Source organism: Pseudomonas sp. Hz4 (genome assembly GCF_054898165.1).
The window spans coordinates 2,133,606-2,159,318 of the sequence record NZ_CM142719.1; the positions used below are offsets into that span (position 1 = coordinate 2,133,606).

Consider the following 25,713-nt stretch of genomic DNA (forward strand, 5'->3'; position numbering starts at 1 on the left):
TGTCCTGTAAACGAGGAAAGTGGCAGGAAATTTAGGCGACGACGCTCCCACAGTTCAAGACTATTTGTCGGGCAAGGCGAAGCAATACTTTAAATCTATATGAGAATTACTATAAATTACGCACCTCGAACTGCCACTATCGTGCCACTGCCTATTTCGGCGGTCGCCGATCTGGCTCAAGGACAGAAACCGCACCCCTGCGGCCGGGAGTCATGTTGGAAAACTACTATCGCGAGCTGGTGTGCTTTTTGAACGCCAAGCTGGGCAACCGTCAGGTGGCCGAAGATGTGGTGCATGACGCTTATCTGCGGGTATTGGAGCGTTCCAGCGACACGCCAATCGAGCAACCTCGGGCGTTTCTGTACCGCACCGCACTCAACCTGGTGATCGACGACCATCGGCGCAATGCCCTGCGTCAGGTCGAATCCCTGGAAGTGCTCGACAACGAAGAACGCTACTTCACGCCATCTCCCCATCACAGCCTCGATCACGGCCAACGGCTGGAGATGCTCCAGCGTGCATTGGCGCAATTGCCCCGGTTGTGCCGCGAGAGTTTTCTACTGCGCAAGATCGATGGCTTGTCGCACCCGGAGATCGCCGAACACCTGGGCATCTCCCGGGCGCTGGTGGAGAAACACATCGTCAATGCGATGAAGCATTGCCGGGTGCGGATGCTGCAATGGGACGCCCATTGATCTTTTCTGCTTCTTCAAAATTGCGTTAAATTTTGTTTCATTGTCCTCGTTCCCTTCAACAGACGACTTGCTGTCCTGCTCAAGGCCGGTCAGGTCACTTAGGCTTATTCCCCGCGGTTGAGGGGTTCATCCAGAGGACACTGGAAATGACACAGGCAATTGCATCGCCCATCGTTCACGACCTGATCGGCGTCGGCTTCGGCCCTTCGAACCTGGCGCTGGCCATCGCTCTGCAAGAGCGCGGGCCGAGTCAGGGCGAGCTGGATGTTCTGTTTCTCGACAAGCAGGCCGACTACCGCTGGCACGGCAACACCCTGGTGACCCAGAGCGAGTTGCAGATCTCCTTCCTCAAGGACCTGGTGACCCTGCGCAATCCGACCAGCCCTTACTCGTTCGTCAATTACCTCAAGCACCACGGCCGTCTGGTGGACTTCATCAACCTGGGCACCTTTTATCCGTGCCGCATGGAGTACAACGATTACCTGCGCTGGGTCGCCGGGCAATTTGCCGAACAGAGCCGCTACGGCGAAGAAGTGCTGACCATCGAGCCGGTGCTGCACAACCATCAGGTCGAAGCACTGCGGGTGATCGCGCGCGATACCCAAGGTCTTCAGCACGTTCGCACCACCCGTTCGGTGGTGGTCAGCGCTGGCGGCACTCCGCGTATCCCGGAGGCGTTCAAGGCACTCAAGGGTGACTGCCGAGTTTTCCATCACTCCCAGTACCTGGCGCAGATGGCCAAGCAACCGTGCGTGAAGAACCAGCCGATGAGCATCGCGATTATCGGCGGCGGGCAGAGCGCGGCGGAAGCCTTTATCGATCTGAACGACAGCTTCCCGTCGGTGCAGGTGGACATGATCCTGCGTGGCTCGGCCCTGAAGCCGGCGGACGATAGCCCCTTCGTCAACGAAGTGTTCTCGCCGGGGTTCACTGACCTGGTGTTCCAGCAGGCGAGCAGCGAGCGCGAGCGACTGGTCAACGAGTACCACAACACCAACTATTCGGTGGTGGACATCGACCTGATCGAACGTATCTACGGCATCTTCTATCGTCAGAAAGTCTCGGGCATCGCGCGCCATGCGTTCCGCACCCTGACCACGATCGAAAAAGCCACCGCCACCGAGCGCGGTATCGAGTTGGCAGTACGCAACAACGCCACGGGTGAAGTCACGGTCCGTCATTACGACGCCGTGGTGCTGGCCACCGGTTATGAGCGCCAGATGCACCGCAAACTGCTGGCGCCGCTGGAGCAATACCTGGGTGATTTCGAAGTCGATCGCAACTACAAACTGATCACTGACGAGCGCTGCAAGGCTGGCATTTATATGCAGGGCTTCTGCCAGGCCAGCCACGGCTTGAGCGATACCTTGCTGTCGATCCTGCCGATCCGCGCCGATGAGATTGCCGGCTCTTTGTATGACCATGGCAAAAACCGTGGGCACAGCCGTTCGGTGGTGGATTTGTTGTTGGCGACTGCCAGCTGACTCTCACTCCGATCGTTCCCACGCTCTGCGTGGGGATGCCTCAAGGGACGCTCCGCGTTCCAGCTCTCGAAAGGGACGCGGAGCGTCCCGGGCTGCGTTCCCACGCAGAGCGTGGGAACGATCTGCGCAACAATACTGAACCTTTCCTGAAGAACCTCGCGATTCCCCTACTGCACGCCTTTGCATCGTTTACTCTCCAGAAATCGGGGCGGAAGCTTCGCGCGTTTTCAATCAATAGCGGAGACCCACAGTGGGTACTTGTTCGAGTGACAGTAGTCGGCCGGTTTCGATAACCGGCACCTTCCCGGCAAGATAACGCGCCACTTTTTTGTGCCGTTGTCTCGCCGAAAAGCGAGCAGCGCCATCCCCATCACGGCCAGCTCCGGATGGCGCCGCTGGTGTTGTTCATCAATCGCTTCACCAAGGGCGACTGGACCGAAGCGCTGCTGTTCGCGCTGTCGATTGCCGTGGGCCTGACTCCGGAAATGCTGCCGATGATCGTCACCTCGACCCTGGCCAAAGGCGCGGTGTTCCTGTTGCGCAAAAAAGTCATCGTCAAATCATTCGCACCTACCGATCTGCAAGGGAGCGGTGGAAGAAGTGCTGGCGGTGTGCACGCGGGTGCGCCACGGCGAGGTCGATGAAGCACTGAGTGATGAACCGTTGGCGCGGATTCGTCAGGTCACTGCCACGTTCAATGCCGAGGGCTTGCGGGTGGTGGCGGTTGCCGCGCGGCCGATGCTTGAAGGGCGCGATACGTACAGCCTGGCCGATGAACAGGCGCTGACGCTGATCGGTTACGTGGCCTTCCTCGATCCACCCAAAGAAAGCACCGCGCCTGCCCTCAAGGCATTGGCTGCTCACGGTGCGGCGGTGAAAGTACTGACGGGCGACAACGAATGGGTGACCGCGAAAATTTGCCGCGAAGTCTGCCTGGAGCAGCAAGGCCTGCTGATGGGCAACGACATCGAACGCATGAGCGACGCTGAACTGGCGGTGGCGGTGGCGACCACCAATGTCTTCGCCAAACTGACGCCGTCGCACAAGGAACGCATCGTCCGATTGCTCAAGGGTGGCCGTGGGTGTCTTCCTGCCGATGGGACCGTTGGCGCATTACTTCAAATTGCAGGCGTTGCCGTCGCTGTACTTTGTGTTCTTGCCGGTGATTTTGCTGGCGTACATGGCACTGACCCAGGCAGTGAAAGGCTTCTGCATTCGCCGGTTTGGCTGGCAGTAAAGCGTGCACATTTAGGAAAGGTCCTACAGAAAACGCGACAGGTCTTCCGTAGCCTTGCGCCCTCACGAATCCGACACCCTCCAGGGGGCCTCTGTTGTCGAACAAAGCCTTACGTATCCTGATCGCCGACGATCTGCATTTTCACCGCATGAAGGTTGAGCGACTGTTCAATCAACTCGATTACCACCGGATAGCACCCGTGCACAGCCTGGAAGAGCTATTGACCCTGGTCGAATACGGTTGCGAGCCATTTGATCTGGTGGTCATCAATGCATCGCTGGCGGGTGGAGTGTTGAACCTGTTTGATTTTTTTCTCGATAACCCACAGGTTCATCACGCCTTGATCTACGACGGCCAGCAGGCGCAGTTGCCGCCCATTCCTGCTTGCGTTCAACAGCCCGTTCAGGTGAGCCATGCAACGTTGCCTGATCTGGCGTCGATCCAGCGGCTGATCGCGGTCATCGATCCTTATCTACCGTTCGTCGGCACTGTCATTTCTGTCAGGTAGTTGCATCCGGATTTCCATGCAAAAGTCTTTGCGCAGCCGGTGCGTTTAACCGGGCCGGGCTCATGGGCATTGATCTCTCAATCGTCGTGTTTTTTGCACAGGAAGTTGCCATGAAGTCAGTGCCGTCAGTACTGGTTGGAGACGATCATCCGGTGGTCCGTGCCGCGGTCAAAATGGTATTGAAAGAAGAAGGCTTCAAACAAATATACGAAGCGTCCAGCGGTAACGAGGTTTTATCGATTGTCCGGGAGCATTCACCCGATCTGGTGGTGCTGGATCTGGTGATGCCCGGTGGTGACGGGTTGGATGTGCTGGCGCGGATCCAGGCCAGCAAGGTGCCGTGCCGAGTACTGGTCTTCACGTCGCAGGAACCGATGTTTTATCAGGATCGTTGCATGCGCGCCGGTGCCGCGGCCTATGTCGCCAAGACCAATACTTTGCAGCATTTGCACAAAGCGGTTCATGCCGTGATGGCCGGTTATACCTATTTTGCCCAGCTACCCTGCGCGTCGGTGTCGCTGAACACGTTGCAACTCAGCGAAAAACAGATGATCGACACACTCTCCGACCGTGAACTGGCCATCTTTCAGCATCTGGCCCGAGGCACGAGCAACAAGGAGATCGCCGCCATCATGCACCTGAGTCACAAGACCGTCAGTACCTACAAGACCCGATTGATTGAAAAACTGAACGTGGAAGCATCGGTGCACCTGAGGGATTTTGCCAAGCGTAATCATCTGATCTGAGTGAGCCTGATCATGCGCAATTGTTTGTGGGCTCTGTTGCTGTTCTGTGTACTGGGAGCACCGGTTACGGAGGCTGACGAGCCACAGCGTTTGCATTTGCTGGGGCGTTCCTCGGTGGAGGGCTATCAGGTCCAACTGAATGAAAAGGACTGGCAGTGGCTGCGCGACAAGCGAGTCTTGCGCCTCGGGGTGTCGGGGCCGGACTATCCGCCGTTCGAGATCACGCGCAACGTTGATGAGCTGGAAGGCATCACCGCAGACTATGCCGCGCTGGTGGCGCAACTGCTGTACGTCAAAATCGAGGTGCTTCGTTACCGCACACGCGAAGCGGCCATGAATGCGCTCAAACACGATGATCTGGACCTGCTCGGCACGTCCAACAACTTCGAGGCGGCCGATCCCGAGCTGACCCGTTCCAGTGCTTATGCCGAAGATCAGCCCATTCTGGTGAGCCGAGTGGACGAGCAAATGCCCGTCGATCTGGCGGGTAAACGCATCGCCATGGTCGATGACTATCTGCCGTCGCAGACCGTCGAAGCCTTCTATCCCGAGGCCCGCCTGCAACGTTATGCCTCGGTGGTCGATGCGCTTGGGGCGGTGGCGTATGGGCAGGATGACGTGTACCTCGGTGACCTCATCAGCACCCATTACCTGGTCAACTACAACAACCTCAGTAACGTTCACCTGGTGGGGCCGTCCGGCCTCGACGCTAACCCCTTCGGTTTCGCATTGGCTGGGGGCAATGTGCGTTTGAAAAGCATTGTCGACAAGGCCCTGGCGGCGATCCCCATGGATCAACGCTCGGCCATTGAGCATCGCTGGAGCGCGGGCAAGGCCAAAATGATGGGTCAGCAGCGCGTGAGTCTGAGCGCGAGTGAAAAGCGCTGGCTGGATCAGCACCCGACGGTGAATGTCGGCGTGGTCGAGGATTTTGCGCCGTTGACGTTTTACGACGCCGAGGGGCGATTCAGCGGGTTGACGGCGCAATTGCTGACGCTGATCAGCCAGCGCAGCGGCTTGCACTTCAACGTGCTGCGGGGGCATTCATTGGACCAGCAAATCCAGCGACTCAGGGCTGGCGAGATCGACGTGTTACCCGCCCTCATCCCCACAACCGAAGGCGTCGCCGAGCTGCGTTTTACCAGCCCTTACGTGACGAATCCGTACACGTTGGTCAGTGCAATCAGCCCCGGTAGTCCAAGGACGCTGGACGATCTGGCCGGCAAACGCCTGGCGATTTACCACAGCCATCCGATGCGCTCGTTCATTCAGGCAAAGGCGCCGGGTGTGCGGATGGTGGATGTCGAAAACCCGGCCCAAGGTCTGGAGTTGGTCATGAAGGGGCAAGCCGATGCCGCGCTCAGTTCGTTGTTCATGACCCGTTACCTGATTGCCCGGTATTACCGCGAGCATCTGCGCATCAGCAGTACGGTGGGCGATGAACCGGCGCGCATCGCCCTGGCCATCGGCCGTGATGCGCCGCAGTTGCAGTCGATTCTGAACAAGGCGTTGCTGAGCATTGCGCCCCAGGAGATGGACGAACTGGTGGCCCGCTGGAGCAATGATGTGGTGGTCGATGACAGCTATTGGCTGCGTCATCGCCAAGGCATTCTCCAGGCGTTTGCCGCTGCGGGTGCCTTGCTGTTGCTCGCACTGGCCTGGATTGCCTGGCAGCGTCGGCAGATCCGTCAGCGCCAACAACTGCTCGGGCAAGTGCAAGACGCCAAGAACGCTGCCGACGATGCCAATCGCGCGAAAACCACGTTTTTGGCGACCATGAGCCATGAAATCCGCACGCCGATGAATGCCCTGATCGGCATGCTCGAATTGGCGCTGAAGCGAGCGGAGGAGGGCGTCACTGACCGTTCTGCCATAGAGGTGGCGTCCGAAGCCGCGCAGCAATTGCTGGCGTTGATCGGCGACATCCTGGACATCGCCCGCATTGAATCCGGGCATTTGTCGTTGACCCCTGAGCGGGCCAATCTGCGGACACTGGTGGAGTCGGTGTGTCGGGTTTTTGAGGGGCTGGCACGGCAGAAGAATGTGCAGTGGCGGGTCGAATTGGGCGAGCACAGCGACCGGGACGTGTTGGTCGACCCCACACGCCTCAAGCAGGTGCTGTCCAATCTGCTGAGCAATGCGATCAAGTTCACCCGTGAAGGTGAGGTGAGCCTGATGCTGCAAGTGGACCCGGGGTTGCCGGGGCATCTGGCGATCTGCGTGCGCATTGAGGACAGCGGCATCGGTATCAGTCTGGTCGATCAACAGCGATTGTTCAGCCCGTTCGTGCAGGCCGGCAACAGCCAGCAGTCCGGCCGTAACGGGTCCGGCCTGGGGCTGGTCATCAGCCGTTCTCTGTGCGAAATGATGGGCGGCCGATTGCAGCTCGTCAGCGTCCTCGGACTGGGCACGCAGATTGAAGTCAGCCTTGATCTGATCGCGTTGCAACCGTTGTTGCCCCGCGAGTGGGTGGATAGCGATTTGCAGGTGTTGACCCGGCCGCTGACGATTCTGGTGGTCGACGATTACCCGGCCAATCGATTGTTGCTCTCACGCCAGCTGAGCTATCTGGGGCATCGTGTGCTGGAGGTGGAGAACGGCGAGCGCGGTCTTGCGCAGTGGCGCGAACATGAGCCCGATTTGGTCATCACCGACTGCAATATGCCAGTGGTCAGCGGTTATGAGCTGGCAGGTGCGATACGCGATGAAGAGCGTGCCCATGGATTACCGCCGACGCTGATTCTGGGGTTTACCGCCAATGCACAACCCGAGGAGAAGGTCCGCTGCCTGGAGGCGGGCATGGATGACTGCTTGTTCAAACCCATCCGGCTGGCGGATTTGCGTGCCTGGTTGGCGACTCGATTTGTGAGTGAGCCGCCAGCGCTGGTTAAAGAACAATTAACGTCCGAGATCGACTTGAGCGGCCTGGAGCTATACGTCGGTGACGACCGGACGCTGATCAATCAATTGTTGCGCGAACTGGCCGTGACCAACCTCTACGATCGCGATGATCTGCTTGCAGCGCACGTCAGTGGCAATTGCCACCGCCTGCAGGACCTGGCGCACCGTATCAAAGGTGGTGCGCGCATGGTCCGTGCAAAACGTTTGATCGAGTGCTGCGAACATCTTGAGCGTGCCTGCGCCGAGGGGCGCGCGACGGTGATCGACGATGCCGTCGATCAACTGCAGCACGCCATGGCACGCCTGGATCAGAGCCTCAAGCGAGACTGACGCTTAATCCCAGTGTGGCGCGATGCCTTCGGGGCTGGTCAGTCGATGGCCGCGATCAAGACCCGCGATCAGCACAAGGCTCAGAGGTTGACTCAAGAAGCGCCTAAGGTTGTGCAGAAGAAGGGATTTTTGCAGTGGCTGCGCAAGCAAGCGTAGGGACTTGAAGGTCTAGGGCGCGGGTGCAATCGAGTGAGCCGCCAGCAGGCGCCTGGCGAATAAGCTGTTCGCTGACCAACGTACGATCATGGCTGTTCCAGTAATCGAACGGCGCATGTTGCCAAACCATGCCAACGGGGCCGGCGATCAACAGCAAGGCTAGGTAAGCCAGGGTTTGTCGGCGACTCAGCGGTTTTTTGTGCGCCGACTGTTGCGCTGCGAATCGGGCGCGGCCATGTGCCTGAATCTGGTATAGCAGAAAGGCTTCGCGCACCTGTTCCGGCATTTTCCACAACAAGGACTCCAGGTGCCAGCGCGATTCGGAATTCGGTGAAGTGGCCGGTGGCAAAGGCATTTCGGATGAGGACGACATGGGCAGGAGGTACTCGTTTCCGGCATCCTGGCCGCGCTATCAAGAATGAGTCGCATTCTAGTGGTGTCGGTGCAGTGATGGCAATTGCCCATGTGGATTATTTTCAAGCCCGCCCATTGGCATTCAACGCCTGGAACCGCCTGGCGGTAGGCTTCCGCAAAATGCCTCAGGAGTAACACTAACGGGTCAATGAGCATCCGCACTCGGCGCTGCCGGTGGTTGCACCTTGCGCATCAAGGGCACCATCGCCGTGGCGAGGCTAAAGCAAACCATGATATGCCCGAGAGCACGTCGGCATGAATGATCACCCGTTGGTTTCAAGGCTGGGCATGCGGGTTATGGAGAAATAGTGGCAAATGATTTCTGCTGCCGGTCGTCAGGTGCTTACTTGAGCCAATGGCCAGGGGTGATGCCGGTCATGTCCTTAAAGAAGGCGATGAACGCGCTGTCACTGGCAAACCCCAGGTCGAAGGCGCTGTAGCCAATGTTCCGCCCGGTGGCGAGCAGTTCGATGGCGCGCATCAGCCGCCATTGCTGGCGCCATTGCTGATAGCCCATGCCGGTTTCACGCTGGAAGATTCGCCCGATGGTTCGGCCGCTGGCGCCGATCTGTTGCTCCAGGGCTTGAAGTTCCGGTGGCAGTTGCTCGAGCGTCGCGAGCAGCGGCGCCAGGCGTTTGTCCCAGGGCAATGGCAGTAGCATCGGTTGCTGCACGGCGTCGCGGATTTCGCTCAGGCACAGACCCAACAGATGAATGAATTTACCCTGCTGCCAATCGGTGTCGAAGTCGGCGACGGCTATCGGTTCCAACACCGCCCGCAGCAACGGGCTGACTTCAATCACACAGACCTGTTGCGGCAGGCCAGCGCACAACGACGGTGTCAGGTAAATCGAGCGATAGTCGACGCTCTGCTGCATCACCGCGCGGTGGGCAACCCCAGGTGGAATCCACGCGGCGCGAGAGGGGGGCAGCAGGCACAACTGCTGTGCAAGGGTAATGCGCGTGCAGCCCTGACGGGTGAACAGCAACTGTCCGCGTTCATGCTGATGCAGTCCGGAATCGTGATCACCCAAGATTGCGGCGATGCCGATGACCGACGCCGGGTAGCTATCGGGATCGAATTGCGTGTGGGCATCGAGCCAGGCCATGGATTGTCCGATTTCAACGATTAATTGGCAGGGTTTGGATAATACGCCAGTCACGGCATCTTAAGCTGCTCGCCAGTTTTTCCTGGACGAGTGAAGTTGAGATGAATTCCAAAAGCCTGTTGGTATTGGCGATTGCCTTGCTGATGTTTCCGCAGATCGCCCAAACCCTTTACAGCCCGGCGCTGGCGGATATCGGCCAGGCCTTTGCCGTCGGGCCGCAAGAGGCGGCGCAAACCCTGTCGGTGTTTTTTCTGGCTTTCGCCTTCGGCGTAGTGGTGTGGGGGCGGATGTGCGACCGCATCGGCCGTCGTCCCTCGATGCTCGCCGGGCTGGCGTTGTATGCCGGCGCCTCAGTGCTGGCGATGAGTGCCAGCTCTTTCAATGCGCTTTTAATGGCCCAAGCGCTGGCAGCTTTTGGCGGTGCGGTGGGTTCGGTTGTGACGCAAACCGTGCTGCGCGACCGCTTCAAGGGGGCGGAACTGGCGCAGGTGTTTTCGATGATGGGCATCGCGCTGGCGGCAAGCCCGGCGATTGGCCTGTTCACCGGGGCCAGCCTGGTGCAAGGCTTCGGCTATCGCGGCGTGTTGGGATGCCTGTTGCTGGTGTCCTCGGCGTTATGGCTGTGGTGCCTGCGAACCTTACCGGAAACCCGACCGCAGAATGTCACGACACCCGCTTTGTTCGAGACGCTGTGGAGAATGCTGCACGACCGCGATATCTGGCGTTCCACGCTTCTGGTGGCGTTATTCAATATTGCCCTGTTCAGCTATTACAGCCTCGGTCCCTTCATGTTTCAGCGATTGGATTTGAGTGCGCAGTTGTTCGGTTACAGCGGGATAATCCTGGCCTTGGGCTCCGGCCTTGGCGCCTGGCTCAACAAACGCCTGCTGCATCGAGGGCTCAATGGTTTGCAGTTGATCCGGCTGGCGGCAATTTTGGCATGGGTGGGAGGTGTCGGCGTTTGGCTGATGCAGGGCAGCGGTCTGTTCGTAATGCCGATGCTGCTGGTGGTGCTGGCGTTTGGCATGGCGATCCCGAATATCCTCGGTTCGGCACTGGTCAATTATGGCGATCGGCTGGGCACGGCTGGCGCGTTGTTTGGTTTGTTCTACTACTTGTTAATTGGCGGTGGGCTGATGCTGGCAGCCTGGGGGCAGGCATTGGGTGAGACGTTGGTGCTGTGCGGCGTATTGACGTTGCTGTTGGCGGGTTCAGGCAGCAAACGTTGGCCGCCGTCCAGCTAAGAGAAATGTCGCCTGACACACCGCTATCGCGAGCAAGCTGTATCTTGCGCAGGATTCCGGTTCCGCTGCCTGAGCCAGCAACGGCAGGCTGAGGGACGCAAGCATCAAAAGGGCTTTCATGGGATCAACGTCCTAAACGTTAAGCATCAACACCAAACCAGTTCAGCGGCGCCGGTTCGGTGTTGAAGTAAATGTGCTTGAGTTCGGTGAACTCATCCAGCCCGGCCCGCGACAGTTCGCGGCCGATGCCGCTGGACTTGTAGCCACCCCACGGCGCTTGTGGAAACGCCGCGTTGTAGTCATTGATCCACACGGTGCCGACCCGCAGGCGTTTAGCCATGCGGTAAGCCTTGCCGAAGTCTGGGGTCCAGACCCCGGCGGCCAGACCATAAGGTGTGTCATTGGCCAGTCGTAGCGCCTGGGCTTCGCCGCTGAAACGCTCGGCGGTGATCACCGGACCGAAAATTTCTTCCCGGGCGATTTGCATGTCGGCCGTGACGTTGCCCAGCAAGGTGGGCCGCAGCCAGAAGCCGCGCACAAACTGCTCGGGAATCGTCCCGCCGGCTAGCAAGGTCGCGCCTTGTTCGACGGCACCGGCAATCATCGTGAGGATCTGATCGCGCTGGCCTGCAGAAATCAGCGGACCCATTTGTGTAAGCGGGTCGAGGCCATCGCCCAGACAGATGTTCAGAATCCGTTGCTGCAAGGCTTCGACAAATCGATCGTCAATCCCGTCCTCCACCAGCAACCGGGAACCGGCGGAACAGATTTGCCCGGCATTGAAAAACACCGCGTTCAGCGCCTGGTCCAGCGCCACTTCAAAGTCGGCATCGGCGAACACGATGTTCGGTTTCTTGCCGCCCAGTTCCAGCGCCACGCGTTTGAAATTGCCGGTGGCCGCACGCATCACCTTGCCGCCGGCACCCGCGCCACCGTCAGCGACACCAGGTCCACTTCATCGCTGGCTGCGAGCAATTCACTTACGTCACCCGGACCGCAGAGCAGGTTGAACACGCCGGCCGGAAGGTCTGCTTCGCCGAGTAATTCGGTCAAGCGATGGGCCGTCATCGGCGTCAGGCTGCTGGGTTTGAACACGACGGTGTTGCCAGCGGCCAGGGCCGGAGCGATCTTCCATACCGCTTGCAGCAGCGGGTAACGCGCCGCCTGTGGCGCCTGCCAACTACCTGCGATGAACAAGGGAATCTGCGGCATTTGCGTCTCCAGCCAAGTGGGTCGTGGTGCTGACTATGGCGGCGTCGGCAACGCAGCGATTGATCAAACGCGGCATAACCACACCGTTTTTCCACGGCGGCCAAACCGCGGGATAACGGCAGTCAATGTCGTTTCCTGTCAAGTGCGCGCCAGGCGTCTCTCTACACTGCCAAGCATCCGCTTAAACGAACTGTGAGGGACGCGATGAGTCAACCCGTCGAGCAACTGAGAATCCACCTGACCTGCGCCTTTCGCTGGGCGGCGCGGTTGAACCTGCATGAGTCCATCGCCAATCACTTCAGCGTGGCGGTGTCGGGTGTCGGGTGTCGGGTGACGGGCGGGAGTTTTTGATTAATCCGTACGGCAAGCATTTCTCACGAATTAAGGCCAGCGACCTGCTGCTGGTGAATGCCGATGACCCCGCGAGTCTGGATCGTCCGGACGCGCCGGACATCACCGCATGGGCCTTGCACAGCGCCTTGCATCGCAACCAGCCGCCCGCCCGTTGCATCCTCCACACGCATTCCAGATATGCGATGGCGCTGGCCTGCCTGACGGATTCGCGGCTGCCGCCGATAGAGCAGAACGCCATGCGGTTTTTTGAGCTGATGGCCATCGACGACGGATTCGATGGCATGGGCTTGGGAGACGAAGCCGAGCGCGTCAGCCATGTGCTGGGAGACAAACCGATTTTGTTGATGGGCAACCATGGCCTGCTGGTCGCAGCGCCGACCATCGCCCAGGCGTTCGATGATCTGTACTACTTCGAACGGGCCTGCGAGACCTACATCACAGCGCTTTCAACCGGCCGCGAGTTGCGCATCGCCAGTGATGAAATCGCCCGCAAGACCTGTCGACAATGGCTCGATTGCCCAGGCTTCGCCGACAAACATTTCAACGCGCTGATGGGCATTCTTCACGAGGAAGAAGCGGGTTATCGGCTATGAATTCAATCCGCCTCGGCCGGCCGGTGCTCCTTGCGCAACGGCGGACGCATCACCGGGGCGGTCCAGACCTGGCTGCGGTCCTCGCTGGGTGGGCAACCGAAACGGGCGCGGTAGGTGCGGGAAAAGTGCTCCAGCGAGCCAAACCCTGAACACGCCGCCACTTGCGCCACGCTCAAGCGAGTTTGCTGAAGCAGGCTATGGGCCTTGGCCAGCCACGAAGCCATGCACGATGCGGCGATGTTGAACTTCGGGCTGTACTTCGGAAAAGTGGTGGATACAGCTGAGGAGTTGTTGGCGCCCTTGACGATAGAGGGGCGAAACGCCCGCTAGTGTCAGCGTCCGTGATGTCAACGGCCAGCCAGATGAGCATCTCGCCTGAGACGGTACGCATGCACCGCAAGAATCTCTATTTGAAGCTGAATGTCGGTTCACAGTCGGAGTTGTTTGCCCTGTTTATTGAGTGGTTGCGCTAGCACTGGCATCAAAAGATCGCAGCTTGCGGCAGCTCCTACTGGGGGATGCAGATCCATGTAGGAACTGTCGCAGGCGTCTTTGCGACAGGTGCTGTGGAACAGGCGTATTAACCAACCGCGGTCCGATTGCTCTGTGCTATCAGTAAGTAGTTACCAATGTAACTGCTAGTGTATTGGGCTTACGCTCACGGTTGGGCTAAGGAAGTCTATGTGATAGCCGGAAGATCCATCACCAATAGCTAAATGAACCCCACTGATACCTTCATTCATCTGTGAGTTGATTTTGTAGTCAATACTTGACGCGATAGCCTCGTTTACCCCGATAGCGAACTCGGTCAGCTTAAGTCCGCGAGAACCAGCTGCAAGATCCAAAAGTTTTATATGTTCCTCGTTTTTTACTTTCAGTGAGGTGATGATGTTGTCTTCAACTGATAAGAATGCGCCTTCTTCCGATATGCGATCACTTAGCCATTTTAGTGAGGTTTTCAATCCTTCTGGCAATGTCGGGTTAGGTTTTCTCAGTACGGTCAGTATTCCTGCGATTTTCAAAGTTCCGCTAAAAGAAAACGGGCACGATTCGTGTGGGTTCATATGTGCATAATGAACTTCAAAAAATTCTGCCACGGACTGAACAAAGTCGTGTTCTATGTCTTCGGCAAGTAGTGCGTATGGCTGGGCGTGAGGGAAAATAGTGACCCGTGCATCAGCGTCATTACCAGACAGGAAAAAGGATTCATTTGAATTGAGCATGTTCAACACGGATCGCTGTGTGCATAAGGCATGTTCAAAATTACTGCTCAGCAAGAGCTCCAGGCTGTAGAGTGCACTAGCTAAGGAAGGCTCGAACACTTGCGTTGCGCAAAAAACGCTTTTTTTATTTTTTGTGTTTTTTGCGATATCAAACGTCAATTTTGCAGCGTCATTGCTAAAGGAAAAAATAATACTATTTTTTGGTAGTTTCTCAATCTCAGAAATATTTGCCGTATTGAAACCTAGGTGCGCACATTTTCTGAGGAAGTCTTCTGAATCCGAAATTATTGATAACTCCCCCTGACCAAAGAGCGTCGATATCATTTTTGATGGCGGCATAAAATCCTCCTCTTTATTTCCAATGAGCGGCAAGAAAGTTCTTGTCGCTCATTGGTATTATTTACTCTCCAGTGTGAGCCCAAGCCAGAGGTGCCCAACCAAAATTATCCGGGCCAGAAGTGATTCGGTTGAGTTTTTCTTTGATGACATTTTTCTTTTTCATCTGATCTTCCTTTTTCATTTTGTTGGTTTGTGCTCCCTGAAATGCTTGGGAGTGGACTAATTAATACAGGGTTTTTTGATGTATTAAATGATCTGTTAGGAGTTTTTTAGAAAAATTTGACTGTTGGAGTACTCGTAAAGCTCTATAGATTATTTGTGTAGGGCGTATCTGTAATCTTGTTCTGAAAATTTAATATTTTCCTTTTTTTTGGTTGTGGCTGATGACCTGATGTCGTTAGGTTTATTTATGGGTTTTGTTTTTGAAAACAAATGTTCAACTGTTAATAGAGGGTTATATAGTGCATGCATCAAAGAAATACCTGACAGATACGAATGGCACTTACTTAGCTGCTAACCACTTGAGCTGAAAGCAAAAAATGAAGAGGGGCTGGTCTTGGTCTACGGTGATAGTTGCGAACACACCCCGACGAACCAAGGACACAGCCCCAAATGAATCGTAGACGTGAAATTCTCCAGCATCAACAGCAACGTTTTCATCGACACGCTTCGGACTGTGATGCCTATGCGTTTTTCAATCTCCTCACGTCTCCCGAGCTCTTACAGCGCGTCGAGTCTGCACTGCCGGAATATCGGGAGCGTCTGTTTCCGCCGACTGAAACGCTGTCCATGTTTCTGGCTCAAGCAATGAGTGCCGACCGTTCCTGCCAGAACGCCGTCAACGACTTGTCGATTAAACGGTCATGTGGCGGCATGAAGCCCAGTAGCACTCGCACGGGCGCCTACTGCAAAGCCAGAAAACGCCTACCTGTGGAAATGGTTTCTACGCTGGTCAGGCACACCGGTGCTTCGATAAGTGATAACGCACCCTCGTCGTGGCGCTGGATGGGACGGCCTGTACGGTTGGTGGACGGCACGACGGTCAGCATGCCCGACACTGCGGCCAATCAGGGTGCCTATCCGCAGTCACGCGGCCAGAAAGTCGGTCTTGGTTTTCCCCTGTGTCGCGTGGTTGGCATCGTTTGCCTTTCCAGCGGCGCCGTCTTGGATGCCGCCCTTGGGCGCTTCCGAGGCAAAGGCGGCGATGAGCAAACGCTGCTCAGATCAATGCTCGACACGCTGAAAACAGGCGACATTTTATTGGGCGACGCTTACTACGCTACCTACTTCTTGCTGTGTGAGTTGCAACGAAGAGGTGTCGATGGCGTGTTCGAACAATACGGTGCTCGACGGCGCAGCACGGACTTTCGCCTAGGGCAAAGTCTGGGTTCGGAAGATCACCTGATCGAATTGAAAAAGCCTGCAAGAAGACCGCCGTGGATGAGTCAAACGCATTACGAACAGGCGCCTGAAAGACTGACAGTGCGAGAGCTGAAGGCGGGTGGAAAGACTTTGGTCACCACGTTGCATTGCCCGAAGCAGACACCCAAAACAGCTCTCAAATCGCTGTACAAGGGTCGATGGCATGTCGAGTTGGATCTGCGCAATCTCAAAGCTACGCTAGGACTTGGAAAGTTAAGCTGCAAAACCCCAGGCATGGCAGTCAAGGAGTTATGGGTCTATCTGTTGGCACACAATCTGATCCGAATGCTCATGGCGCAATCGGCTCTGTTAGCGGATTGCTTGCCTCGCGAACTGAGCTTCAAACACAGCCTTCAGCTATGGCTGGCTTTGCGACAATATGGCAGCCCCGAAGACGAGGATGGCCTGTCGAGTTTATTGATGTTGATTGCTCAGAGGCGCGTCGGGAATCGGCCTGGTCGTATCGAACCGCGAGCCATAAAACGAAGACCTCAAGCCTACCCCTTACTGACCAAACCGCGTCGGTCAGCAAGGGCAGATGTCAGGAAAAATGGGCACGCAAAACATGTTAAGTAAGTGCCATTCCTGACAGATACGTCTGTCCATCAAGCCCTACTACTGGTTGATCTTACCGAGGCAAGCGCACCCGATCACGCCGTCCGACTATTGCTAAATGAAGTTCTTCAGGAGCTTGCTGAAAAAGGCTGGCCCCAAGCGCAACTTCAGACCGGACCACGAATTGTGTCCGCTGAACAAAATTACGGTTTGCTGGGTTATGACCCAGCAGAAGTCACTCTTGGGAGTGAACACACCCGTTGGGTCGATGAGTGTTCCCTTTTGCGTACACAAACCACCAGTCAAATTCCGGCGGCACTTCAGCGTGCAGCTCATGTGCGGCAACCGGGGGAGACGATATTGCTGGCCGCGCCAGGTATCACTTTTCGTCGAGATAGTCGGGATCGTTGGCATTGCGCAGAACCACATCAAATGGATATCTGGGTGCTGGGTGATCCGGAACTGTCGACGCATGACCACTTGTTGCGTCTGGTCAGCGATATCCTCAAATCAGCCGTTCCTGACAAGCGTTGGGTCTACAGCGATAGTCCGCATCACTACACGCAGGGCGGAATAGAAGTGAATGTGTTGAATGACGGCGCTGGGGTCGAGGTGCTGGAGTGCGGCCGTATTGCTCCGTCTTTGTTAGAGCGCTTGAAGATTGATCCGCAGCGTCATGGAGGGCTGGCGCTCGGGATGGGGTTGGATCGACTGACCATGCTGCGCAAGGGGATTCCGGATATTCGCTTGCTACGTGATCAGAACGTACGAGTACAGGCGCAGATGCATGATTTGAATCCCTGGAGCGCTGTATCACGTTTGCCTTCGATTGCTCGTGATATTTCGTTGGCGGTAACGCCAGGGTTAAGTGAGGAAGTGTTGACCGAGAGGATGTTACAAGCTGCTGGCGACAACTCTGACTGGATCGAGGAGATGCAGGTCAAGGGACGTTGGGGATTCTCGGATTTACCTGTGCAGGCAATTGAACGCCTCGGACTGCTGCCGGGCCAGGAAAATGTGCTTCTGCGCGTTGTACTGCGTGATTGTTCGCGATCAATCACTACCCACGAGGCGAACGCCTTGTATGCGAACATTCAGTCAGCGTTGCATGAAGGTGCGCCGGGGGCGGGTTACAGAATGGATCTTCCAACGGCTTGAAACCGCCATTGTCGAACGGGCCAAGTAACCACTGAGGCACCGTGTAATCGTTCATCGCGAGCAAGCTCTCTTCCACGCTAGATCTCCAGTGAACACAAATTCTGTGTACGACGCTGATCAAATGTGTGAGCGAGCTTGCTCCGGGCGGCGATCCGACGATAGCGGCAGGTCAGTCAGCATCAACGTTGAGTGATCAATTGCTTTCGTCGGATCGCCGCCCGGAGCAAGCTCGCTTGTATGTTTAGACTTGAAGGGGTGGGCGGGACCGATGGATTGCGACCAGTTGATGAGAGAAACCATCAAGCGTCGGGCAGTCCTGTGAGGCGCAGTGTGCAATCTCTTTACCGAGCAAGCACACGCGTTCTCCTCCACTGTTGACGCTCGGGAATCCGCAAAGAACTGACTCAAACGGAAATCGGAGACGGTGATTTCGGAAACCTCCCACACCCAGAGTTTGAGCTTCCCGGTAGGGTCAACGGTCCCGGCACCCTGCCGAGACACCCCAAGGAAGAACGAACCATGACCAGCAAGGCCGTTATCGTTTTCAGCGGCGGACAAGACTCAACCACCTGCTTGATCCATGCATTGCCGATGTACGATGAAATTCATTGCATTACGTTTGATTATGGCCAGCGCCATCGTGCGGAAATCGAGGTGGCGCAACAACTTTCAAAGCAGCTTGGCGTGAAGGTGCATAAAGTATTGGACACTTCATTGTTAAGCGAACTGGCCATTAGCAGCTTGACGAGGGACAACATTCCAATTGCAAGGAGTACGGGGGGCGGCGTACCTGATACGTTCGTGCCCGGCAGAAATATTCTGTTTTTAACCCTGGCTTCTATTTATGCCTATCAAGTGGGCGCTGAAGCTGTCATCACAGGTGTAGGTGAAACAGAGAGTTCTGGCTACCCGGATTGTGGCGATGAGTTTGTTAAGGTGTTGAACAGCGCTATTCACTTGGGCATGGACTATGAGATACGAATCGAGACGCCGCTTATGCGGTTGAATAAGGCAGAGACTTGGGCCTTGGCCGATTACCATAAGCAGCTGGATTTGATTCGTTACCATACATTGACTTGCTACAACGGGATAACAGGGAGTGGATGCGGCGACTGCGATGCTTGTAGTCTTCGTTCAAAAGGATTGAGTGAATTTCTGGAAAATAGAGCGAAAATTTTAGATAGTCTAAAAATAAAAATGGAATTATAGAGAGATATTGTATTGCTGGGAGGGTGCGCATTTGTAGTAGGCGCACTCTCCCAGGATTTAGACGGTTTTGGCTCTTGCTATATATCTTTTGAACAATGACCTTGCTCCGTAAGCGGGTAGGATATTGAAAACGGCGAAACACATTTTTATGGCTATTTGGACATAAATTATCTTAAGGATATCGCTGTTTTGCATGGTTCCATAAAATGCAATAAAACAGAAAATGAAACTGTCTATTATTACCGCAAAAAAAGTGCTGAAAAAAACTCTCAAGAATAGAAACCTTGAGTTCGTAAGCTTTTTTATTCTGCACAGAAGATAAGAATTGACGTATTCAGAAAAAAGGAAAGAAATACAGGACGCTATCAACGCAGATGACACATGTGTAATTACCTCACTGTAAGGTCCGTCGAGCTTCCAACCAGTTAAGCCTGGAAGGTAGCTGGTGGTACTCAGTAAAACGATAATAAATGCATTACTAGCAAAGGCGAACAGTATGGCTCGCCTCGCGAGTCTCAGTCCGTAAGATTCATTCAATATGTCAACTACTAAAAAAGTTAGTGGGTATAGAAAAACACCCGGCGTAACAACGATGTCAAAAAATTCTATGTATACCAGTTTCGTTGCGGCAACATTTGTAAATATATACAGTGCGAAAAGAAGCAAATTGAGGGCAACGTAAGTCATCCACGATCGTTCGTTTCGATCATTTATTTCGTATTTGGTTAACGCAGTGCCTCCAGAGTAATATTTTCGATATATGTCCTTGATTTCCATCTTGCTTAGGTTGTCGATTATTTCGCTTCTTAAAACTTCGGCAATTTTTATTTTTATAATTTTTCCTGTGGAAATCACCATAATAACGACGAGGTTTTTATTTTTCTCAAAACCCAACAATTTGTATCTGCTGTTTTCGGCTTCGGTTTTAATTGCCACTAAATCTTTCCTCGATTACTGCTCCAATAATGTAGGTCGTGTCAGTGTCAAAGCCATCGCTGGTAATACGTAGTTTTCTTGTTGTTTTGTCGTACGCCAGTTTGTCTCCCGCTCCACTCGGCAATCCCCTCTTAACTATCAAAATATCTCCTGGTTCGTTCATTCCACTAATTTCATTCTCCAGAAGCACGGCTATTAAATTGCAGGCCGTGCCGAAGTAATAGGTCAGCGGGTGCGTGATGGCCAACTCGCCAATTCTTTTGTCCAGACTTTCAATCAGTAAACTCTCTTTAATAACCGGGACTGCTGCGGGATTCATATTCCCTTGTGGTGAGACACTACTCTCTATTATTTCTTTCTCTTCAAAATCTACTGTCTCTATCTCCTTGTAAGAGACGCCAAAAAAATCCGATATTTTTCGAATGGTAGATTGTTGTACATGGACAACCCGTCCTTCCAAAATGTTATAGATTGTCGTTCTGGTCAAACCGCTGGCATTGCACAAGGAGAGCCTAGTCTCCCCACGGCTCTTTATCAGGTACTTGATGTTGTTTTTTAATTTTTCCGTTCTGTCTTTCTTGTGCATTAAATATTTACCATTTGCTTGTCGTTGCAATAGATCGCACGTATGAAAGTGATTCGCTTTGAATGCAGCATCCTACACGCCTAGCCCCTGGACAAAAAAGATAATTTTTCACGCAGATTAAACAACTGTGGAATATTTTCTATTGCCGCGATTGGATTCTGACATTGTATGTAAGATGCTGCCTACTCGATTAATAGAAGTTTCTTACAGTAACTAGGAAGACCCGAAAAACATTAATTAGGTGAGAATCATTTAATTACACAGATGTTCATTTATTTGATTAATTAAATAGAATTTTCTGGTAATAAATATACCAGTCCGCCCTGCATAGCCGTCACCCAATCCTGGTTGAAGGCAAGAGACGGGCGCTTCCTACCCTTGCAAGGAGCTCTATTATGAAAAAATCCGCCACCCAATCCGCGGAATCACCAAACGATTCCACCAACGACACCGTCGATTCATCCAATCCCACCAAAGTCACCGAACAACTCGTCAGCGTGCCCCTGCGCAAGCACACACGTCCCGAGTCTGCCAGCTATTTCTTCGCCGTCGTTCCGGATGTCGACATGGAATCCCTGCTCTGTCACGCCTCTGAAACCCTCGCTTCCCTCAGCGTCATGGCCACCGATCTCGCCCGTGAACTGGAAGGCCCTCGTCGCCATGTCATTGTGGGTATTCAGCAACTGTCCGCGCTGGGCGAATTGCTGGTCAATCGAGCGCTGGACAACCTGGAACCACTTCGGGGATCGTCTGAAGTTCGTCCAACTGCCAGCGCTGAATAATCGTGTGCCTTTGCCCAATGGAGGTTTTTCGTCATGGATCGATACATGCCTGTTACTGGCGTCGACTGCAACGTCCCATCATTGCTGATTGACACTGAAGCACCACTGGACGTGTTGCATGAAACCGCGGCCTATCGCATTCGTACTGCAACGCAACTGCTGGAGAGCTTTGCGTTTGGCGAGGGTGTCCACAGTGAGCTGGCGCGGGTGTTGGTGACGTCACTGCGCGATGGCTGTGATTTGATGGATGTCGTCGGACGACGACTGCAGGTGCACGTTTCAACGTAGAAAAAGGGCGCCTTTGGGCGTATGCCGATCAGTTAAGGCGTAAGACGATCTGTAGTAGAGATCGTGTTACGGGTTAACTGATCGGCTCCGACGGCTGGTTACTACGGGTCGTTAATCCCATTGCTTCCAGTTAATAGGAAGCATTACTATTCACGCCCCGTCTTCACAGCACATCGCAATGACCCGCAAGCTGCCCCCCAGACACGGCTTTTTCGAGCACTACGAAGAGTTGGTCGGGACCTGGACCCGGCGCCTGAGAAATCGTCAGCAGGCCGAGGACCTGGCCCACGACACCTTTGTGAGGGTGCTTGAGTCCGATTCGGCGACGGTGCAACAGCCTCGGGCGTATTTGCACCAGACCGCGCGCAATATCGCGGTGGATGGTTATCGGCGTGAGGATCGGCGGGGCGCGATGGAGTCGGAGGCGATCGATCACAGTGTGTCGTCGTCCGGCGACCCGGAGCATTTCATGCATGCGATCCAGTTGGCTGACTCCATCGAACGGGCGCTCACCGAGCTGCCGATCAATTGCCGCAAGGTGTTTGTCTGGCAGAAGATTGAAGGCCTGACCCAGGCCGAAATCGCCGAACGCCTGGGGCTGTCCAAGAACATGGTGGAAAAGTATATGATCCGCACGCTGCGCCATCTGCGCGACCGCCTTGACGGATTGCAGCCATGATCGGCCGTGCCTTCTCCTCCCCAGCCAAACAGGAATTTCCATGATGGATACTCGTGATTGTGCGTGCGGGCAAACAACGGTTCGCGACGATGCGGCGCGCTGGTTTGTGCGTTTGCAGGAACCTGCGATGAATGTCGAAGAGTCTCGGTATTTCGAAGCCTGGCTGGACGAACACCCTCAGCATCGCGACGAATTCCAGTTACTGCAGGGCGTGTGGACGGCGGCTGATTTGCTGCCGGCGGCGCGCCTGCAGGCCTTGTGTGAAACCGTGCCGGCGCGCAGCAAGCGCCGCCCGCTGATGCGTTATGCGGTAGCCGCCAGTGTGTTGGCCGTCGCGCTCGGTTTGGGGCTGTTCAGTGGTTTGAATCATCCGACGATCTACACCGCCGAATTTTCTACAGCCTTGGGCGAACGACGTCATGTGGCGTTGCCGGACGGTTCGGTGATCGACCTGAACAGCCGCAGCCGTGTTCAGGTGCGCTATGAAAACGACCGTCGCAGCATCGAGCTGACCCAGGGCGAAGCGATGTTCAGCGTCGAGCACGACACCCGGCGGCCCTTCGTGGTCGAGGCGGGCAGCGGCAAGGTCACGGTCACCGGCACCCGTTTTGATGTGCGCCGCGACACCGCCCAAACCCGGGTCGCGGTGGAGCAGGGCACCGTCAGGGTTCAGGGCCGCACAGCGCTGGACAGCGATTTCATCAGCCTGACTGCCGGCCTCGGCACGCACATCGATGCACAAGGCAACGTCGCTGCCGCCTACGCGGTCAATCCTGCCGAGCTGACCGCCTGGCGCAGCGGCAAACTGGTGTTCAACAACGCCAGACTTAGCGACGTCGCCGAGGAAGTCTCGCGCTATCGGGAGAAACCGCTCACCGTCGGCAACGACAACGTGGGCAATCTGCGCCTGACCAGCGTGTTCAAATCCGACAACACCGACGCCTTGCTCAAGGCCTTGCCGAACATTCTGCCGGTGGCCGTGCGCATCCTCGATGACGGCAGTCAGGAAATAATTTCAAAATAAATTCAGGTTTTTTTTGAGTTCATCGTCTTCTTGTCCAACTGCAACTGGTTTGCATTAACAGACGCACACTCTTGCGATCCACAGGACTCCGTTCGACGTGAAAAAAACCACCGCTAAAAACAACCAATCCCCTTGGTTGCGCCTCGTTCTCGCCCTGGCCGTCAGCACGGCGCTGCCCCAGGCCTTTGCCGCCGACGCGATTCACATTCCGGCGCAACCCCTGGGTCAGGCCCTGAGTCAACTGGGCCAGCAAACCTCGCTGCAGGTGTTCTTCAGTCCTGAGCTGGTCGCCGGCAAACAGGCCCCGGCGGTGGACGGTAACCTCTCGCCAGAAGACGCGCTGCGTCAGCTGCTGCAAGGCAGCGGTCTGCAATACCAGATCGACGAAGGTTCGGTCACATTGATGCCAGCACCCACTTCTGCTGCAAACGGCCCGCTGGAACTGGGCGTGACTGACATCAAAGTGGTCGGCGACTGGCTCGGTGACGCCGATGCTGCCGTGGTGCAGAACCACCCCGGCGCGCGTACGGTGATTCGCCGCGAGGCGATGGTCGAGCAGGGCGCGATGAACGTCGGCGACGTGTTGAAGCGCGTGCCCGGTGTGCAAGTGCAAGAGGCCAACGGCACCGGCGGCAGCGACATTTCCTTGAACGTCGGCGTGCGTGGCCTGACTTCGCGCCTGTCGCCACGCTCCACCGTGCTGATCGACGGCGTACCGGCAGCGTTCGCCCCTTACGGCCAGCCGCAGTTGTCCATGGCACCGATTTCCTCCGGCAACCTCGACAGCATCGACGTGGTTCGCGGCGCCGGTTCCGTGCGTTACGGGCCGCAGAACGTCGGTGGCGTGATCAACTTCGTCACTCGCGCGATTCCGGAAAAAGCCACCGGTGAAATCGGCTCCACCCTGGAAACCTCCCAGCACGGTGGCTGGAAGCACATCGATACGGCGTTTCTTGGCGGCACCGCAGACAACGGCATCGGTATGGCGCTGTTGTACTCAGGCGTGAACGGCAACGGTTACCGTGAGCGCAACAACGGCAACGACATCGACGACGTGATCCTCAAGACCCACTGGGCACCCACCGATGTGGACGATTTCAGCCTCAATTTTCACTACTACGACGCCAGCGCCGACATGCCCGGCGGCCTGACCCAGGCGCAGTACGACGCCGATCCGTTTCAGTCCGATCGCAACAACGACAACTTCAGCGGACGCCGCAAGGACGTCTCGTTCAAGTGGGCACGGCAGATCGACGACCGCACTCAGGCCGAAGTGCTGACTTACTATTCCGACAGCTTCCGTGGCAGCAACATCGCCGCTCGCGATCAGAAAACCCTCGGCTCGTTCCCGCGTACTTACTACACCTTCGGGATTGAACCGCGGGTGTCCCGTGTGTTTGATGTCGGCCCGACTACCCAGGAAGTCAGTGTCGGTTATCGCTACCTCAAGGAAGGCATGCACGAAGAGGCGAGCCGCCTGGCGCTGGTCAACAACGAGCCGGTCGCGACCAGGAGCTCGGACGGCCATGTCTATCAGGACCGCACCGGCGGCACTGAAGCCAACTCAGTGTATGTCGATAACAAAATCGACGTCGGTAACTGGACCATCACCCCCGGCATCCGCTTTGAACACATCAGCACCGACTGGCACGATCGCCCGGTGCTCGACACCGCCGGCAGACCCGTGCTGGAAAAGAACCGCAGCATCGAAAGCAACGAGCCGCTGCCGGCCTTGAGCGTGATGTATCACGTGTCGGAAGAATGGAAGCTGTTCGCCAACTACGAAACCTCGTTTGGCAGCCTGCAGTATTTCCAGCTCGGCCAGGGTGGCACGGGTGACGAACCAGCCAATGGCCTGGAACCGGAGAAGGCCAAGACCTACGAGGTCGGCACGCGCTACAACAATGAAGTGTGGGGCGGGGAAGTGACGCTGTTCTACATCGACTTCGATAAAGAATTGCAGTACATCAGCAACGATGCGGGCTGGACCAACCTCGGCGCGACCACGCACCAGGGCCTTGAAGCCTCGGTGCACTACGACATGGCGGCACTGGACCCACGGCTCGACGGCCTGACCGCCAACGCCGGCTTCACCTACACGCGCGCCGTTTATGAAGGCGAGATCCCAGGCTTCAAGGGCCGTGACCTGCCGTTCTATTCGCGTCAAGTGGCGACTGCCGGCCTGCGTTACGACATCAACCGCTGGACCTACAACCTCGATGCCTTTGCCCAGTCCAAGCAGCGCTCGCCGGGCGTGGCGGTGAACGCTGATGGCAGTTTCAGCGGCAACTACATCACCGAAGGCTCCGCGGACGGCCAGTACGGCGACATCCCGGGCTACGTCACCTGGAACGTGCGCGGCGGCTATGACTTCGGCGCGACGCTTTCGAACCTGAAAGTCGGCGCCGGGGTGAAGAACGTTTTCGACAAGCAGTACTTCACCCGCTCCAGCGACAACAACTCGGGGATGTACGTCGGCGCACCGCGCACGTTTTTTGTGCAGGCCAGCGTCGGGTTTTGATAGACCTGT

General features: G+C 55.9%; 21 protein-coding genes and 4 pseudogenes. 18 read left to right on the top strand and 7 right to left on the bottom strand.

Annotation, left to right across the window (positions count from 1 at the left end):
* Positions 1-212: 212 nt before the first annotated feature.
* The 6 genes and pseudogenes from ACYZTR_RS09520 to ACYZTR_RS09545 all read left to right on the top strand — a co-directional run bounded on the left by ACYZTR_RS09520 (position 213) and on the right by ACYZTR_RS09545 (position 7,901).
* Positions 213-695 (top strand): sigma-70 family RNA polymerase sigma factor, encoded by a 483-nt coding sequence (locus ACYZTR_RS09520; protein ID WP_461978313.1) that lies wholly within the window; start codon positions 213-215, stop codon positions 693-695.
* Positions 696-841: 146 nt separating this feature from the next.
* A complete protein-coding gene (locus ACYZTR_RS09525; RefSeq protein ID WP_461978315.1) occupies positions 842-2,179 on the top strand; it encodes a lysine N(6)-hydroxylase/L-ornithine N(5)-oxygenase family protein in 1,338 nt (445 codons plus the stop codon).
* Between the two features lie 386 nt (positions 2,180-2,565).
* Positions 2,566-3,416, top strand: a pseudogene (locus ACYZTR_RS09530) (hypothetical protein); the annotation flags it as partial.
* A 94-nt stretch (positions 3,417-3,510) separates the two neighbouring features.
* The gene (locus ACYZTR_RS09535; protein ID WP_461978317.1) at positions 3,511-3,924 is read left to right on the top strand and encodes a response regulator; all 414 of its coding nucleotides are present in this window, start codon (positions 3,511-3,513) and stop codon (positions 3,922-3,924) included.
* A gap of 110 nt (positions 3,925-4,034) precedes the next feature.
* Positions 4,035-4,670, top strand: coding sequence for a response regulator (locus ACYZTR_RS09540; RefSeq protein WP_461978319.1), 636 nt, complete (start codon positions 4,035-4,037; stop codon positions 4,668-4,670).
* Positions 4,671-4,682: 12 nt separating this feature from the next.
* On the top strand, positions 4,683-7,901 hold the full coding sequence (locus ACYZTR_RS09545; protein WP_461978321.1) for a transporter substrate-binding domain-containing protein: 3,219 nt from the start codon (positions 4,683-4,685) through the stop codon (positions 7,899-7,901).
* A 103-nt stretch (positions 7,902-8,004) separates the two neighbouring features.
* On the opposite strand, the gene ACYZTR_RS09550 is transcribed toward ACYZTR_RS09545, so the two are convergent.
* Both ACYZTR_RS09550 and ACYZTR_RS09555 read right to left on the bottom strand, forming a co-directional pair.
* On the bottom strand, positions 8,005-8,430 hold the full coding sequence (locus ACYZTR_RS09550; RefSeq protein ID WP_461978323.1) for a hypothetical protein: 426 nt from the start codon (positions 8,428-8,430) through the stop codon (positions 8,005-8,007).
* Positions 8,431-8,814: 384 nt separating this feature from the next.
* Positions 8,815-9,579 carry an AraC family transcriptional regulator gene (locus ACYZTR_RS09555; RefSeq protein ID WP_461978325.1) on the bottom strand — a complete coding sequence of 255 codons (765 nt, stop codon included), beginning with the start codon at positions 9,577-9,579 and terminating at the stop codon, positions 8,815-8,817.
* 101 nt (positions 9,580-9,680) lie between these two features.
* Between ACYZTR_RS09555 and ACYZTR_RS09560 the strand changes: the two genes are divergently transcribed.
* Positions 9,681-10,823: an MFS transporter gene (locus ACYZTR_RS09560; RefSeq protein ID WP_461978327.1), complete on the top strand. Its 1,143-nt coding sequence runs from the start codon at positions 9,681-9,683 to the stop codon at positions 10,821-10,823.
* Between the two features lie 139 nt (positions 10,824-10,962).
* Here the strand turns inward: ACYZTR_RS09560 and ACYZTR_RS09565 are convergent.
* Positions 10,963-12,035: pseudogene (locus ACYZTR_RS09565) on the bottom strand (aldehyde dehydrogenase family protein).
* A 204-nt stretch (positions 12,036-12,239) separates the two neighbouring features.
* Here ACYZTR_RS09565 and ACYZTR_RS09570 point away from each other — a divergent pair.
* Together ACYZTR_RS09570 and ACYZTR_RS09575 are read left to right on the top strand one after the other, a co-directional pair.
* On the top strand, positions 12,240-12,386 hold the full coding sequence (locus ACYZTR_RS09570) for a hypothetical protein (RefSeq protein ID WP_461978329.1): 147 nt from the start codon (positions 12,240-12,242) through the stop codon (positions 12,384-12,386).
* Positions 12,383-12,982 carry a class II aldolase/adducin family protein gene (locus tag ACYZTR_RS09575; protein WP_461978331.1) on the top strand — a complete coding sequence of 200 codons (600 nt, stop codon included), beginning with the start codon at positions 12,383-12,385 and terminating at the stop codon, positions 12,980-12,982. The genes ACYZTR_RS09570 and ACYZTR_RS09575 overlap by 4 nt, the downstream gene beginning before the upstream one ends.
* Before the next feature lie 2 nt (positions 12,983-12,984).
* Here the strand turns inward: ACYZTR_RS09575 and ACYZTR_RS09580 are convergent.
* Positions 12,985-13,194 (bottom strand): annotated as a pseudogene (locus ACYZTR_RS09580) (helix-turn-helix domain-containing protein); the annotation flags it as partial.
* Between the two features lie 141 nt (positions 13,195-13,335).
* Here ACYZTR_RS09580 and ACYZTR_RS09585 point away from each other — a divergent pair.
* A pseudogene (locus tag ACYZTR_RS09585) lies at positions 13,336-13,455 on the top strand (LuxR C-terminal-related transcriptional regulator); the annotation flags it as partial.
* Between the two features lie 165 nt (positions 13,456-13,620).
* Here ACYZTR_RS09585 and ACYZTR_RS09590 read toward each other — a convergent pair.
* Entirely contained in the window at positions 13,621-14,544 is a 924-nt protein-coding gene (locus tag ACYZTR_RS09590; RefSeq protein ID WP_461978333.1) for a hypothetical protein, read from the bottom strand.
* A 612-nt stretch (positions 14,545-15,156) separates the two neighbouring features.
* Between ACYZTR_RS09590 and ACYZTR_RS09595 the strand changes: the two genes are divergently transcribed.
* From ACYZTR_RS09595 to queC, 3 genes are all read left to right on the top strand, one after another.
* A complete protein-coding gene (locus tag ACYZTR_RS09595; RefSeq protein WP_461975037.1) occupies positions 15,157-16,542 on the top strand; it encodes an IS4 family transposase in 1,386 nt (461 codons plus the stop codon).
* A complete protein-coding gene (gene srmL, locus ACYZTR_RS09600) occupies positions 16,543-17,679 on the top strand; it encodes a PheS-related mystery ligase SrmL (RefSeq protein ID WP_461978335.1) in 1,137 nt (378 codons plus the stop codon). It begins immediately after the preceding gene.
* 519 nt (positions 17,680-18,198) lie between these two features.
* Positions 18,199-18,888 (top strand): 7-cyano-7-deazaguanine synthase QueC, encoded by a 690-nt coding sequence (queC, locus tag ACYZTR_RS09605; protein WP_461978337.1) that lies wholly within the window; start codon positions 18,199-18,201, stop codon positions 18,886-18,888.
* Positions 18,889-18,945: 57 nt separating this feature from the next.
* Here the strand turns inward: queC and ACYZTR_RS09610 are convergent, their stop codons facing one another.
* Together ACYZTR_RS09610 and ACYZTR_RS09615 are read right to left on the bottom strand one after the other, a co-directional pair.
* Complete coding sequence (locus ACYZTR_RS09610) at positions 18,946-19,818, bottom strand: queuosine precursor transporter (protein ID WP_461979636.1); 873 nt, start codon at positions 19,816-19,818, stop codon at positions 18,946-18,948.
* Positions 19,814-20,410 carry a helix-turn-helix transcriptional regulator gene (locus ACYZTR_RS09615; protein ID WP_461978339.1) on the bottom strand — a complete coding sequence of 199 codons (597 nt, stop codon included), beginning with the start codon at positions 20,408-20,410 and terminating at the stop codon, positions 19,814-19,816. The genes ACYZTR_RS09610 and ACYZTR_RS09615 overlap by 5 nt, the downstream gene beginning before the upstream one ends.
* Before the next feature lie 395 nt (positions 20,411-20,805).
* On the opposite strand from ACYZTR_RS09615, the gene ACYZTR_RS09620 reads away from it, so the two are divergent.
* From ACYZTR_RS09620 to ACYZTR_RS09640, 5 genes are all read left to right on the top strand, one after another.
* Positions 20,806-21,192, top strand: coding sequence for a DUF6124 family protein (locus ACYZTR_RS09620; RefSeq protein ID WP_461978341.1), 387 nt, complete (start codon positions 20,806-20,808; stop codon positions 21,190-21,192).
* Between the two features lie 33 nt (positions 21,193-21,225).
* Complete coding sequence (locus ACYZTR_RS09625) at positions 21,226-21,480, top strand: hypothetical protein (protein ID WP_461978343.1); 255 nt, start codon at positions 21,226-21,228, stop codon at positions 21,478-21,480.
* Between the two features lie 178 nt (positions 21,481-21,658).
* Positions 21,659-22,159 carry a sigma-70 family RNA polymerase sigma factor gene (locus tag ACYZTR_RS09630; RefSeq protein WP_461978345.1) on the top strand — a complete coding sequence of 167 codons (501 nt, stop codon included), beginning with the start codon at positions 21,659-21,661 and terminating at the stop codon, positions 22,157-22,159.
* Positions 22,160-22,199: 40 nt separating this feature from the next.
* A complete protein-coding gene (locus ACYZTR_RS09635; RefSeq protein ID WP_461978347.1) occupies positions 22,200-23,183 on the top strand; it encodes a FecR family protein in 984 nt (327 codons plus the stop codon).
* A 97-nt stretch (positions 23,184-23,280) separates the two neighbouring features.
* Positions 23,281-25,704, top strand: a complete 2,424-nt coding sequence (locus tag ACYZTR_RS09640; RefSeq protein WP_461978349.1) for a TonB-dependent siderophore receptor — start codon at positions 23,281-23,283, stop codon at positions 25,702-25,704.
* Positions 25,705-25,713: the final 9 nt, after the last annotated feature.

What these genes read in the sequence shown, in the direction of transcription:
- ACYZTR_RS09615 (WP_461978339.1), bottom strand. Translation starts at nt 20,410, where the DNA reads ATGCACAAGAAAGACAGAACGGAAAAATTAAAAAACAACATCAAGTAC.
- ACYZTR_RS09550 (WP_461978323.1), bottom strand. Translation starts at nt 8,430, where the DNA reads ATGTCGTCCTCATCCGAAATGCCTTTGCCACCGGCCACTTCACCGAAT.
- ACYZTR_RS09545 (WP_461978321.1), top strand. Translation starts at nt 4,683, where the DNA reads ATGCGCAATTGTTTGTGGGCTCTGTTGCTGTTCTGTGTACTGGGAGCA.
- ACYZTR_RS09620 (WP_461978341.1), top strand. Translation starts at nt 20,806, where the DNA reads ATGAAAAAATCCGCCACCCAATCCGCGGAATCACCAAACGATTCCACC.
- ACYZTR_RS09560 (WP_461978327.1), top strand. Translation starts at nt 9,681, where the DNA reads ATGAATTCCAAAAGCCTGTTGGTATTGGCGATTGCCTTGCTGATGTTT.
- ACYZTR_RS09595 (WP_461975037.1), top strand. Translation starts at nt 15,157, where the DNA reads ATGAATCGTAGACGTGAAATTCTCCAGCATCAACAGCAACGTTTTCAT.
- ACYZTR_RS09570 (WP_461978329.1), top strand. Translation starts at nt 12,240, where the DNA reads ATGAGTCAACCCGTCGAGCAACTGAGAATCCACCTGACCTGCGCCTTT.
- ACYZTR_RS09590 (WP_461978333.1), bottom strand. Translation starts at nt 14,544, where the DNA reads ATGCCGCCATCAAAAATGATATCGACGCTCTTTGGTCAGGGGGAGTTA.
- ACYZTR_RS09525 (WP_461978315.1), top strand. Translation starts at nt 842, where the DNA reads ATGACACAGGCAATTGCATCGCCCATCGTTCACGACCTGATCGGCGTC.
- ACYZTR_RS09635 (WP_461978347.1), top strand. Translation starts at nt 22,200, where the DNA reads ATGATGGATACTCGTGATTGTGCGTGCGGGCAAACAACGGTTCGCGAC.
- ACYZTR_RS09540 (WP_461978319.1), top strand. Translation starts at nt 4,035, where the DNA reads ATGAAGTCAGTGCCGTCAGTACTGGTTGGAGACGATCATCCGGTGGTC.
- ACYZTR_RS09520 (WP_461978313.1), top strand. Translation starts at nt 213, where the DNA reads ATGTTGGAAAACTACTATCGCGAGCTGGTGTGCTTTTTGAACGCCAAG.
- queC (WP_461978337.1), top strand. Translation starts at nt 18,199, where the DNA reads ATGACCAGCAAGGCCGTTATCGTTTTCAGCGGCGGACAAGACTCAACC.
- ACYZTR_RS09555 (WP_461978325.1), bottom strand. Translation starts at nt 9,579, where the DNA reads ATGGCCTGGCTCGATGCCCACACGCAATTCGATCCCGATAGCTACCCG.
- ACYZTR_RS09625 (WP_461978343.1), top strand. Translation starts at nt 21,226, where the DNA reads ATGGATCGATACATGCCTGTTACTGGCGTCGACTGCAACGTCCCATCA.
- ACYZTR_RS09630 (WP_461978345.1), top strand. Translation starts at nt 21,659, where the DNA reads ATGACCCGCAAGCTGCCCCCCAGACACGGCTTTTTCGAGCACTACGAA.